At 68.6% G+C, this 12,953-nt stretch carries 7 protein-coding genes and 1 pseudogene; 5 read left to right on the top strand and 3 right to left on the bottom strand.

Translation table 11 applies throughout. From position 1 onward, the window contains the following. Positions 1-62 precede the first annotated feature (62 nt). Both JJ685_RS26175 and JJ685_RS26170 read left to right on the top strand, forming a co-directional pair. Positions 63-1,286, top strand: a complete 1,224-nt coding sequence (locus JJ685_RS26175) for an RtcB family protein (protein ID WP_201677323.1) — start codon at positions 63-65, stop codon at positions 1,284-1,286. A 169-nt stretch (positions 1,287-1,455) separates the two neighbouring features. Then, complete coding sequence (locus tag JJ685_RS26170) at positions 1,456-1,953, top strand: pilin (protein ID WP_201677322.1); 498 nt, start codon at positions 1,456-1,458, stop codon at positions 1,951-1,953. Positions 1,954-2,024: 71 nt separating this feature from the next. Here JJ685_RS26170 and JJ685_RS26165 read toward each other — a convergent pair whose 3' ends face one another. Beyond that, positions 2,025-3,386, bottom strand: coding sequence for a DUF445 domain-containing protein (locus tag JJ685_RS26165; protein ID WP_201677321.1), 1,362 nt, complete (start codon positions 3,384-3,386; stop codon positions 2,025-2,027). Between the two features lie 10 nt (positions 3,387-3,396). Next, entirely contained in the window at positions 3,397-8,211 is a 4,815-nt protein-coding gene (locus JJ685_RS26160) for an NAD-glutamate dehydrogenase (RefSeq protein WP_201677320.1), read from the bottom strand. Positions 8,212-8,497: 286 nt separating this feature from the next. Here JJ685_RS26160 and JJ685_RS26155 point away from each other — a divergent pair, with 286 nt between their 5' ends. The 3 genes and pseudogenes from JJ685_RS26155 to JJ685_RS26145 form a co-directional block, all read left to right on the top strand. Next, positions 8,498-10,807, top strand: a complete 2,310-nt coding sequence (locus JJ685_RS26155) for an NADP-dependent malic enzyme (protein ID WP_201677319.1) — start codon at positions 8,498-8,500, stop codon at positions 10,805-10,807. A 224-nt stretch (positions 10,808-11,031) separates the two neighbouring features. After that, positions 11,032-11,445: a ribonuclease domain-containing protein gene (locus JJ685_RS26150; RefSeq protein ID WP_201677318.1), complete on the top strand. Its 414-nt coding sequence runs from the start codon at positions 11,032-11,034 to the stop codon at positions 11,443-11,445. 38 nt (positions 11,446-11,483) lie between these two features. Further along, positions 11,484-11,906, top strand: a pseudogene (locus JJ685_RS26145) (barstar family protein); the annotation flags it as partial. A 248-nt stretch (positions 11,907-12,154) separates the two neighbouring features. Here JJ685_RS26145 and rsmA read toward each other — a convergent pair. After that, the gene (rsmA, locus tag JJ685_RS26140; protein ID WP_201677316.1) at positions 12,155-12,934 is read right to left on the bottom strand and encodes a 16S rRNA (adenine(1518)-N(6)/adenine(1519)-N(6))-dimethyltransferase RsmA; all 780 of its coding nucleotides are present in this window, start codon (positions 12,932-12,934) and stop codon (positions 12,155-12,157) included. Positions 12,935-12,953: the final 19 nt, after the last annotated feature.

The following is a 12,953-nucleotide window of genomic DNA, read 5'->3' as shown; positions in this document are numbered from 1 at the left end:
GGCTGTGCTGCACGGCATATGCCCGGAACTTAGGCGTTTCGGGAGAGTCGTACCCGGCCCGCATGCGACAAGAACCGAACTATCTCCAGGAAGACACCCCCGGCGGCGTGCCGGTGAAGATGTGGACGCGCGGCGTGCCGGTGGAGGACGAGGCGAAGCGCCAGTTGCAGAACGCGGCGCGGCTGCCGATCGTGTTCCGGCATATCGCCGCCATGCCCGACGTGCACTTCGGCATCGGCGCCACCGTCGGCTCGGTGATCCCGACCTTCCGCGCCATCATCCCCGCCGCCGTCGGCGTGGACATCGGCTGCGGGATGATCGCCTGCAAGACCACGCTGACGGCGGAAGACCTGCCGGACAACCTTGGCCCCCTGCGCGCCGTGATCGAGCGCGCGGTGCCGCACGGCCGCACGCCGGGCGCGCGCGATCCGGGCGCCTGGCAGAAGACGCCCGGAGCGGTCGACACCGCCTGGGCCCAGCTGGAGCCCGAGTTCACGGAGCTGTGCCGCGACTATCCCAAGCTGGAGAAGACCAACCACCACAAGCACCTGGGCACCCTGGGCGGCGGCAACCACTTCGTCGAGGTCTGCCTGGACGAGGAGGGCTTCGTCTGGTTCATGCTGCACTCGGGTTCGCGCGGGGTGGGCAACGCGATCGGCACGATGTTCATCGAGCTGGCCCGGCAGGATGCGATGCGCAACGACGTGCACCTGCCGGACCGCGACCTCGCCTACTTCGAGGAAGGCTCGCGCTACTTCGGCGACTACGTGCGCGCGGTGGGCTGGGCCCAGAAGTTCGCGCGGCTCAATCGCGAGGTGATGATGCGGCGCGTGATCGAGGCCGCGAAGACCGTGGTCCGCAAGAACTTCCAGGCCCACGTCGAGGCGGTGAACTGCCACCACAACTACGTGCAGAAGGAAACCCACTTCGGCCAGGACGTGTACGTCACGCGAAAGGGCGCGGTGAGCGCGAAGAAGGGCGAACTGGGAATCATCCCGGGCAGCATGGGCGCGCGCAGCTACATCGTGCGCGGCAAGGGCAACCCGGAAAGCTTCCAGTCCTGCTCGCACGGGGCCGGCCGCGCGATGAGCCGCGGCGACGCCAGGCGCCGCTTCACGCTGGAGGACCACCGCCGCGCCACCGCCGGTGTCGAATGCCGCAAGGACAAGGACGTGATCGACGAGACGCCGGCGGCCTACAAGGACATCGACAAGGTCATGGAGGCGCAGCAGGACCTGGTGGAGGTCGTGCACGCGCTGAAGCAGGTCGTTTGCGTGAAGGGGTGAGGCCTCACTGACGTCTGCCCCTTCGTACGGCTGTGCCAGCCTTGGTCAACCCGGAACGACCGGAATGTCAAAACGTGTCACCCACCTCGGCGGGGCGTGAAAAAATCCGCGGGTTTTGCGGTGCACGAAAGTTGCTTTGCGTTACCAACGAGGAAGAATCATGGGACGTATGGGACGCAAAAGACAACAGGGCTTCTCGGTGATCGAGCTGATCATCACGGCGTGCATCCTCGCGATCCTCAGCTCCGTGGCGATCGCGCAGATGCGCGATTACACGCGGCGCGCCAAGCTCAGCGAGGTGATGATGGCGCTCGGCGGCTGCAAGAACATGATCGGCGAGAGCTACACGATCATGGACAGCGCGCCGCCGGCGGGGCGCTGGGGCTGCGAGGGCGTGGGGGTGAGCTATTACGCCGGCGCGGTCCAGACGAGCTCCGACGGCGTGGTCCGGGTTCCGATCAGCAACCTGGACCGCGTGGTGGACGGCCGCTACATCTACCTCGTTCCCGCCAAGTCGGACGGCATCACGGCCATGACCACGCCCGACGACCTGGGCAAGTCCGTGAAGAACTGGATTTGCGGCTCCGACTGGCTGCCGGTGCGCAATGCCTTGCCGTCAGGCTGCCGCTACGACACGACCACCTACTCGTCCCACGAGTTCCATTGAAGGCGCGCTGAACCGAGGGGCGTGCCTTCCGGCCCTGGTCGGCCGGAGAGCATCGTGGCGCGAAAAAGCCCTCACCACGACAGCCTGCGCACCGTTTCCCCCGCCGCGAACAGCACCAGCCCGATCGCGCCGCCCACCAGGGTGCCGTTGATGCGGATCTTCTGCAGCTGCGGGCCGATGCTCAGTTCGATCTGCGAGGCCATCTCGCGCGCATCCCAGGCGCGCACGGTGTCGCGGATGTGCGAGGTGAGGTAGGCCGAGAATTCGGGCGCGGCCGAGCGCGCAGCCGTTTCGATCTGCACGTTGAGCGTGGAGCGCAGCACCGGATCGGCGGCCAGTTCCCGGCCGAACCAGCCGCCGGCGGCGATGAGGTTACGGTGCAGCCCCGAGTCCTCGTCCTCCACGCTGCGGTGCAGCCAGTGCGAGAAGGTGCCCCACAGCTGCGCGGCATACCGCCCCAGGTCCTCGTCGTTCAGCAGCCAGGCCTTGATCTCCTCGGTGCGCGCCCGCAGCACCGGGTCCTCCTTCAGGCGCTCGATCAGCAGCGCCACCTGCGCATCGAACACGACCCGCAGCCCGTGGCCCGGATCGTTGCGCACCTCGTCCAGATAGCGTCCCAGCTCGCGCGCGATCAGCTCGCTGCCCTTCTCGCCGATCCACTCGGTCGGCAGCACGAGTTGCTTCTTGTAGTGCTCGGTCCGCAGCCACTCGATGATCTTGTCGGCCAGCATGGCGCGCGTGCGCGCCGAAGACAGCAGCCGCAGCAGCGTCGCGATCACCTGGTCCAGCAGCTGCTGGTGCCGGCCGCCTTCCGTCAGCGTGTCCAGCACCTCGGCGGCGCCGCGCGACAGGTCCACCCGCGCCAGCAGCGTGCGGCTCGCGTCCTTCAGCAGCTGCTGCACGCGCTGCTCCTCCACCAGGTGCAGCGAGCCGGCCACGCACTTGACGAGGAAGCCGCCCAGGCGGCGCGTGTTCTCCTCCTGCGTCAGCCAGTCCGCCAGGCCGGCGGCGAGGTCGTGCCGACGGATCAACGCCGCCAGCGAATCGGGATCGAGGAACTTCTCCTGCACGAAGGCGGCGAGCTTGTCGCCGATCTCGTCCTTCTTGCGCGCGATCACGTCGGTGTCGCGGCCGATCACCGGCACCGGCAGCGGCCGGAACAGCGCCGACACGGCGAACCAGTCGGCCAGCCCGCCGACGATCGCGGCCTCGCTCGTCGTGCGCAATGCGTCGGCGAACAGGCCGGGCGGCAGCGACACGCTCAGCACCAGCGCGCAGCCCATGACGCCCAGCAGCAGCAGGGCGTTGGTCTTCGCGTGGGCGAGCTGGGCGCCCGGGTCGGCGGCGGGGGGCGGCCTGCGCAGCCCCATGCGCACGAGCAGGCCGGCGATGCCGGCCAGGGCGGCGAGCGCGACCAGCGACGGCGTCGTCATGCGGCGCGCGTCACACCAGGTTCCGCAGCTCCCTCAGGGCCACCGACAGCATCGCCAGGTCGCCCGTGCCCGTGTCTCGCAGTTCCTGCAGCAGCCGCTGCGCCCGCTCCAGCGCCTGGCGGTTGCCCTGCTCCCAGCGATCCAGCACCTGGCCGGCCTCGCCGTCCTCGTGGCTGAACGCCTGCCGGGCGATGGAGCGTTGCAGATCGTTGAGGTCGTCGCTCAGCGCCACCTTGGCCAGCTCGTGCCAGAAGGTGTCGGCCGGCAGCTGCTCGATCTGCTGCCGCATGCGCGCCAGGCCCAGGCGCTCGCCCACGCCGGCGTGCACCTGCGCGGTCAACTCCAGCGGCTTGTGGCTCTGTTCGGCGATCTCGGCGACGTCCAGCGCGTGGAACAGCGCCTCGGCGTTGTCCACCTGCACGGCCAGCGCGCGCGGCACCCCGGCCGCGACCCAGCGTGCGGCGCGCGCCGACTCGGGCGCGTCGCCTTCCATGTGCCCGCGCAGCGCCTTCACCGCCGGCGCGAAGCGCGCGACCTGCTGCTCGGTCGGCTCGAACAGCCGGCGCGAGCGCAGGAACCAGGTGGTGGAACGCGTGAGCAGGCCCCGCAGCGTGATCACCATGTCGGCCTGCACTTCGTCGGGCACCAGGTTGTCCAGCGCCTCGATCTGCTGCCACAGGCCCACCAGCCCGAACACCTCGCGGGTGGCGAGGTAGGCGCGCACGACCTGCGGCGGCGTGGCGCCGGTGATCTCGCCCTGCCGGTGCACGAAGGTCGGCCCCACGCGGTTCACCATGCTGTTCAGGACGTGGGTGGCGATGATCTCGCGGCGCAGCGGATGGCGCGGGATCCAGGCGCCGAACTTCTCCTTCAGCAGCGCGGGGAAGTAGCGCTCCAGCGCCCGGGCGACCCACGGGTCCTCCGGCAGGTCCGAAGCAAGCAGCTCGTCGTTCAGCCACATCTTGCTGTAGGCGAGCAGGACCGCGCGCTCGGGGTGGGTGAGCCCCAGGCCCTTGGCCGCGCGCTCGGCGATCTCTTCCTCGGACGGCAGGAATTCGATCGCGCGATTCAGCTCGCCCTTCTTCTCCAGGAAGCGGATGAAGCGGGCCTGGTCCTCGAGCTGGCGCCTGGCCAGCCGGCCGCCGATCGACAGCGCCTGGCTCTGGAAGTAGTTGTCTCGCAGCACCAGCGCCGCGACCTCGTCGGTCATCTGCGGCATCAGCGTGTTGCGCTGCTTCTCGGTCAGCTCGCCGTCGCCCTGCGCGAGCCCGAGCAGGATCTTGATGTTGACCTCGTGGTCCGAGGTGTCGACACCGGCGGAGTTGTCGATCGCGTCGGTGTAGAGCTTCACGCCCTTCTGCGCCGCCTCGATGCGCCCGCGCTGGGTGAAGCCCAGGTTGCCGCCTTCGCCGACGACGCGGCAGCGCAGCTCGCCGCCGTTGATGCGCACGGCGTCGTTGGCGCGGTCGCCCACGTCGGCATTCGCCTGGCTGGCGGCCTTCACGTAGGTGCCGATGCCGCCGTTGTAGAGGAGGTCCACGGGCGCCTTCAGGATCGCCGTCATCAGTTCCGCCGGGGTCAGCGATTCGGCCTCGATGCCCAGCGCGCGCCGGGCCTGCGGCGAGATCGCCACCGACTTCTCGGAGCGGGCCCAGACGCCGCCACCCTCGGAAATCAGCTTCGTGTCGTAGTCGGCCCAGGAGGAACGCGGCAGCTCGAACATGCGCTTGCGTTCCGCGAACGAGGATTCCGCCTGCGGGTCCGGGTCGATGAAGATGTGGCGGTGGTCGAAGGCCGCCACCAGCCGGATGTGCTTCGACAGCAGCATGCCGTTGCCGAACACGTCGCCGGACATGTCGCCGACGCCGACCACGGTGAAGTCGGTGGACTGCGTGTCGAGCCCCAGTTCGCGGAAGTGGCGCTTCACGCTCTCCCAGGCGCCGCGGGCGGTGATGCCCATCTCCTTGTGGTCGTAGCCCTGGCTGCCGCCGGAGGCGAAGGCATCGCCCAGCCAGTGGCCGTACTCGATGCTGACCGCGTTGGCGTAGTCCGAGAAGGTGGCCGTGCCCTTGTCGGCGGCCACCACGAGGTAGGGATCCTCGCCGTCGATGCGCACGACCTGCGGCGGCGGCACCGGCTTGCCGGCGACCAGGTTGTCGGTGAGGTCCAGCAGGCCGCGCAGGTACTCCTGGTAGCAGGCCACGCCTTCCTTCATGAAGGCCTCGCGGTCGCTGGCGGGCGGCGCCTTCTTCAGCACGAAACCGCCCTTGGAGCCGGTGGGCACGATCACGGTGTTCTTCACCATCTGCGCCTTGACCAGGCCCAGCACCTCGGTGCGGAAGTCGTCCGGCCGGTCGGACCAGCGCAGGCCGCCGCGCGCGACCTTGCCGCCGCGCAGGTGGATGCCCTCGAAGCGCGGCGAATAGACCCAGATCTCGTACAGCGGACGGGGCTCGGGCAGGCCCGGCACCTTGTGCGAATCGAACTTGAAGCTGAGGAAGGGCCGGCGCGCGCCGGCCGCGCCGCTCGCGCCGACACCGGTGCGCCAGTAGTTGGTGCGCAGCGTGGCCTGCACCAGCGCCACCAGCTGCCGCAGCACCCGGTCTTCCGACAGGTTGCTGACCTTGTCCAGCGCCTGGTTCAGGGCGTTGACCTGCGAGGCCGCCGCCTGCTCGTCGTGCGCCTGCGGATCGAAGCGCAGGCGGAACAGCGAGACCAGCATGCGCGCGATGCGCGGATGCGCCTCCAGCGTCGACGCGATGGTCGCCTGCGAGGCGGCGAAGCCGACCTGCTTGAGGTACTTGGCATAGGCGCGCAGCACCACGACCTCTTCGGCCGACAGCCCGGCCAGCAGCACCAGCCGGTTGAAGTCGTCGTTCTCGACTTCGCCCCGGAACACGCGCGCGAACGCGTCCTCGAACAGGCGGGCCAGCGCCTGCTGCTCGATTTCCTCGTTGGGCCGGGCCTGCAGCGCGAAGTCGTGCAGCCAGACAGGCTGCGCGTTGTCGGCATCCTGGATGCGGTGGTTGTCCTCGGCGAGCACGCGCACGCCCATGTGTTCCAGCATGGGCAGGCTGTCGGACAGGATCACCGGCGCGCCGAGGCGGTACACCTTGAGGCCGATGCGGCCTTCCGCCGCTCCCAGCGGCCAGTACAGCGCGAGAGCGAAGGGCGCCTCCGGCGTGAGCGCCGCGATCTTGCGGATGTCGTGGACGGCGGCGCGCGCGGGCACCTGCTCGCGGTACGCCACCGGGAAGCCACTGGCCCAGCGCCGCTCCAGCGCCAGCCCCGCGGCCTCGCCTTCCGCGTCGACCAGCGCCTCGCGCAGCTCGTCGTCCCAGCGGCGCGCGGCCGCGGCGAGCTTGCGCTCCAGGTCCTTGCGGTCGAACGCCGGCACCGGCTTGGGCGCGATGCGCACGTTGAAGTGGATGCGCGCCAGCTGCGTGCCCGAGAGCAGCACGTCGAAGTCGATGTGGCTGCCGTTCAGTTCCTTCAGCAGGATGCGCTGGAAGCGCAGGCGCAGCTGCGTCGAGAAGGCCTCGCGCGGCACGAACACCAGGCAGGAGACGAAGCGGCCGAATGGGTCCTTCCAGGCGAACAGGCGCAGGCGGTGGCGCTCGCCCACGGCCAGGATGCCCAGCACGATGTCGTAGAGCTCGTCCTCGGGGATCTGGAACAGGTCGTCGCGCGGGAAGGTCTCCAGAGTGTGCTGCAGCGCCTTGGCCAGGTGGCCCTGCGGCGCGAAGCCGGCCCGCTGCGCGATCGCCTCCACCTTGCGGCGCAGCAGCGGCGTCTCGGAGACGCGCGCCGAATACATCGTGGAGGTGAACAGGCCGATGAAGCGGTGCTCGCCGAGCACCCGCCCCTGCGCATCGAAGCGTTTCACGCCCAGGTAGTCGGTGTAGCCGTCGCGGTGCACGGTGGAACGGGTGTTGGCCTTGGTCACCACCAGCACCGGGGAGGGGGTGCGTGCCATCGCCCGCGCTGCCGGCGGCAGCGCCGCGAAGCTGGCGGAGGGCACGGCGTCGGCGGTTTCGCGCAGCACGCCCAGCGCGCTGCCCGGCACCAGTTTCAGCGCCAGGTCCTCGCCTTCCTCGACCAGGTCGTGCTGGCGATAGCCCAGCATGGTGAAGTGGCCGTCCGCCAGCCAGTCGAGGAAGGCGCGGCTCTCCGCGGCCTCCTCCGGGCTCACGTTGGCCGGCGGCGAGGCGAGTTCGGCGGAGGCCTCGCGCAGGCGCTCCTGCATCGGCTTCCAGTCGCTGACCGCCGCGCGCACGTCCGCGAGCACGCGCTCGATGCCGCGGCACAGGTTGGCGCGCTGTTCCGCATCGACCAGGCGGTCCACCTCGATGTACATCCACGATTCACGCGGCAGCTCCGGCGCGCTGGCCCGCGGTGCGATCGACTGCAGCGAGCCCTTGGCATCGCGCTGCACCGCGTAGACCGGGTGCACCAGCAGGTGGAGGGCGAGGCCCTGGCGATGGATCTCCATCGAGACCGAATCGACCAGGAAGGGCATGTCGTCGTTGACGATCTCGACGATGGTGTGGCGCGAACCCCAGCCGTCCTCGCCGGGCGAGGGGCTGAAGACGCGCACCTTCGGCGCGCCCGGCTGGCGCTGCGCCCCGAACTGCCAGTGCGACAACAAGGCGCCCAGCAGGTCTTCCGGGGTGCGCTCGTCCAGGTCCTCGACGTCGACCTGGCGGAAGTACTCGTGGCCGAAGCCATTGAGGGGTTGCGCTGCGGCTTGGCCAGGTCGGCTGGCGGCCAGCGCGAGCACGGCAGCGATCCGTTCCTCGCGCTGGTTTTCGGTAGTGACGGTCATGGGGGACTCCTCAGCGGGAAAGAACTGTACGCCCGGGTCCGGGCGGCTCTTTGCCTTCTCGTCGGCGAGCCTATGCGGATTGCGCATACCGCGTGCTGAGCTTGCGCAACAGCGCCATGCGAGGTCGAACCGGCGGCAGCCGCCACGGCAGTACGATGGAAGGCGTTCCGATACGCAGAGCTCCGTACTAGGGTTTTCCCGGCGACGCGGATTACAATCGCGAACTTTTCGTCCGAACAAGCGCGGGCGCCGACCGGCCGTTCCCGCAACCAGGAGACTGGATTCCATGTCCACCGATTCCCCGCCGTCCCGCGACAAGCGCGCCGAACTCCGCCAGGCCGCACTCGAGTACCACCAGTTCCCCACCCCCGGGAAGGTGCAGATCGCGGCGACCAAGCAGCTGATCAACCAGCACGACCTGTCCCTGGCCTATTCGCCCGGCGTCGCGGCGCCCTGCGAGGAGATCGTCAAGGATCCGGCCAACGCCTTCCGCTACACCAGCCGGGGCAACCTGGTGGCGGTGATCACCAACGGCACCGCCGTGCTGGGCCTGGGCGACATCGGCCCGCTGGCCGCCAAGCCGGTGATGGAGGGCAAGGGCGTCCTGTTCAAGAAGTTCGCCGGCATCGACGTGTTCGACATCGAGATCGCCGAGAAGGAGAACCTGGACAAGCTGGTCGACGTGATCGCGGCGCTGGAGCCCACCTTCGGCGGCGTGAACCTCGAGGACATCAAGGCGCCGGACTGCTTCTACGTGGAGCGCAAGCTGCGCGAGCGCATGAAGATCCCGGTCTTCCACGACGACCAGCACGGCACGGCCATCGTCGTCGGCGCGGCGATCATGAACGGCCTCAAGGTGGTCGGCAAGGACTTCAAGAGCGTCAAGCTGGTGACCTCCGGCGCCGGCGCCGCCGCCCTGGCCTGCCTGGGCCTGCTGCTGAAGCTGGGCCTGCCGCGCGAGAACATCTACGTCACCGACCTGGCCGGCGTGGTCTACAAGGGCCGCAAGGAACTGATGGACCCGGACAAGGAGCAGTTCGCGCAGGAGACCCCCGCCCGCACCCTGTCCGAGGTGATCAGGGACGCCGACGTGTTCCTGGGCCTTTCCGCCGGCGGCGTGCTGAAGCCGGACATGGTCAAGACGATGGCGGCCAACCCGCTGATCCTGGCGCTGGCCAATCCCAACCCGGAGATCTCGCCGGAAGACGCGAAGGCTGCGCGGGCCGACTGCATCATCGCCACCGGGCGCACGGACTACCCCAACCAGGTCAACAACGTCCTGTGCTTCCCCTACATCTTCCGCGGCGCGCTCGATTGCGGCGCGACCACGATCACCATGGAGATGGAGATCGCCGCGGTGCACGCCATCGCCGAGCTGGCGCAGGCGGAGCAGAGCGAGGTGGTGGCGGCGGCCTATGCGGGCGAGAAACTCGCGTTCGGGCCCGAGTACCTGATCCCGAAGCCCTTCGATCCGCGGCTGATGATCAAGATCGCGCCGGCCGTGGCCCAAGCCGCGGCCGACAGCGGCGTGGCGTCGCGCCCGATCGCGGACATGGACGCCTACCGCGAGAAGCTGCAGAGCTTCGTCTACGCCTCCGGCACGACCATGAAGCCGATCTTCGCCCTGGCCCGCTCGGCGCCGAAGAAGAAGGTGTGCTTCTGCGAAGGCGAGGAAGAGCGGGTGCTGCGCGCCGCCCAGATCGTCTCCGACGAGCGGGTGGCGCGCCCGACGCTGATCGGCCGGCCCAAGATCATCGCCGAGCGCGTCGAGCACTTCGGCCTGCGCCTGCAGGAGGGCCGCGACTACGACGTGGTCAACACCGAGTTCGACGAGCGCTACCGCGACTTCTGGCAGACCTACCACCGCATGACCGAGCGCAAGGGCGTGACGGCGCAGATGGCCAAGATCGAGATGCGCCGTCGCCTCACCCTGATCGGCGCCATGATGCTGCAGAAGGATTATGTCGACGGCATGATCTGCGGCACCTGGGGCACCACCGACATCCACCTGCGCTACGTCGACCAGGTGATCGGCAAGCGGCCCGGCGTGAAGAACTACGCCGCCATGAACGGCCTGATGATGCCCGGCCGCCAGGTGTTCCTGGTGGACACGCACGTCAATTACGACCCCAGCGCGGAGCAGCTCGCCGAGATCACCCAGATGGCGGCCGAGGAGATGCTGCGCTTCGGCCTGAAGCCGAAGGTCGCGCTGCTGAGCCACTCCAACTTCGGCAGCAGCAACCAGCCGAGCGCCGTGAAGATGCGCGAAACGCTGTGCATGCTGCGGGAGCAGGCGCCCTGGATGGAAGTGGACGGCGAGATGCACGGCGACATTGCCCTCGACGCCCACGGCCGCGAGTCGCTCATGCCGCGCAGCACGCTGTCCGGCGAGGCCAACCTGTTGGTGCTGCCCAACATCGACGCCGCCAACATCTCCTACAACCTGCTGAAGACGGCCGCGGGCGGCAACATCGCCATCGGCCCGGTGCTGCTGGGAGCGGCCAAGCCGGTTCACATCCTGACAGCCAGCACGACGGTGCGCCGTATCGTCAACATGGCAGCCCTTGTGGTGGCCGACGCCAACGCGGCACGCTAAGGGTTCACCCGACAGCAGGCGCTAACTTTGGCGCCTGCCTCCCGACGCCGAAAAGCCTTGCCCGCTGCCCAATTTTTGGGCAGCGGCTTGCTTTTGGGAGACACATGCGTCAAACTACCGGGCTTGAAGTTCCGGGTTAACCCGGAGAGAAAGAAGTGAATAGTAGGCCGGTACTTAACTGTACCGGTTGGCGTACCTTGAAGATCTCCCCAGAAGGTCCGTTCATGACCCGATTCGCGGCAGCCAAGTTGGCGCTCACCAGCTGTCTTCTGGCCGTCGCGCTTACCGGGTTTTCCCAGGCGCAGGCCTGGAGCTGGAAGGACGGGAACGCCCCGGCAGCGGCGGCCACGGTGCATGTCACCGAGCTGCCTCGGCAGGGACTGGAGACGTACGAACTGATCCGCCAAGGCGGTCCGTTCCCCTACGACAAGGATGGCACGGTGTTCGGAAACCGGGAGCGATTGCTGCCGGCGGAGAAGCGCGGGTATTACCGCGAATACACCGTGAAGACGCCGGGCTCACGCGACCGGGGGGCCCGGCGCATCGTGTGCGGAGGTCCTGCCCGGGAGCCGCACGCCTGTTATTACACCGCTGACCACTACACCAGCTTTCGCAAGATCGTCGTAGATCCGAAATGAAGCGGGACCAGATTGTGACCACTGAGAAAGAAACGGACATGGACAAGCCGGTTCGTGTTGATATTTCCGAGACGCCCCTGAAGGGCATCCGCAGCAACATCGTGCAGTCGATCCGCGCGTTCCGCGTGCAGGACCTGCAGGAAACGGCCAGCGCCCTCGGCCACCATTTCCTGTACGCCAACCTGGCCACCGCCCAGAGCAAGCAGGACGTGCTGGACATGATCGCGCAGCAGTTCACCTTCCCGGCGCATTTCGGCAAGAACTTCGATGCGCTGTACGACTGCATGACGGACCCGCTGCACAAATCGGGCCCGCAGCCGGGCTTCATCGTGGTGCTGGAACACATCCCGGCCCACGGCAAGTTCGACAAGGAAGCGCGCGAGCAGCTGCTGGACATCTTCCGCGACACCGCCGACTACTGGTCGGACCGCAAGGTGCCTTTCCGCTGTTTCTATTCCTTCTCCGTCGCCCGCTCGGCGCAGGCCGGCGCGGCCAACGAAGGCCAGGCCGAGGCGGCGCCCCCGGTGGTGGTGGACGGCGGCGAGAAGATGCCGACCGACAAGCTGCTGGACGTGTCGCCGCTGGCGCTTCGCATGAGCAGCCCGTTCAATGCGGGTTACTGGCTCGCGGCGGCCTGAGGCGAAGCCGTCATTCCCGCGCCGGCGGGAAACCCGAGAATCCCCGCGCCGCGGGGATTTTTTTTGGGCGCCTACCAGCCAGCGCCGTCCCGGCTCACCGCCACCGCGAGGTCCAGGTACTCGGGCACGGGCACTTCCTCCGCGCGCCGCTGCAGGTCGAACCTGCCGCCGTGGCCCTTCTGCTCCAGCCACTTGCCGAGCGTGTGGCGCAGCAGCTTGCGCCGCTGCGAGAAGGACACCTGCACCAGTTCGGACAGCAGCTGCTCGTCGACGGCCACCGGCTGCTCGTACGGCACCATGCGCACCACCGCGCTGTCCACCCTGGGCGGCGGGTCGAAGGCTTCGGGCGGCACGAACAGCACGTCCTCCATCGCGTAGCGCCACTGCAGCATCACCGACAGCCGTCCGTAGTCCGACGTCGCCGGCGCGGCCACCATGCGGTCCACCACTTCCTTCTGCAGCATGAAGTGCTGGTCGGCCACGCGATCGACGTACTGCAGCAGGTGGAACAGGATCGGGCTGGAGATGTTGTAGGGCAGGTTGCCCACCACCCTCAGTTTCGCCGCGCCGCGCGCGTCGGCGAGCGCGCGGAAGTCCACCTTGAGCACGTCGGCCTCGACGACCTCCAGCTGCGGATGCCGGCGCAGGCGCTCGGCGAGGTCGCGATCCAGCTCCACCACCGCCAGCTTGCCGACGCGCTCCACCAGCGGCTGCGTGAGGGCGGCCAGCCCGGGGCCGATCTCCACCATCGACTGCCCGGGGCGCGGATCGATCTCGCGCACGATGGCGTCGATGACGCTCTCGTCGGACAGGAAGTGCTGGCCGAAGCGCTTGCGGGCGACGTGCTTCATGAAGGGCGCCGCCGCCGGA

It is taken from the genome of Ramlibacter monticola (assembly GCF_016722785.1).
Lineage (GTDB): Bacteria > Pseudomonadota > Gammaproteobacteria > Burkholderiales > Burkholderiaceae_C > Ramlibacter > Ramlibacter monticola.
Note: the sequence above shows the minus strand (reverse complement) of the source record. Positions and strands in the feature narration are given on the sequence as shown.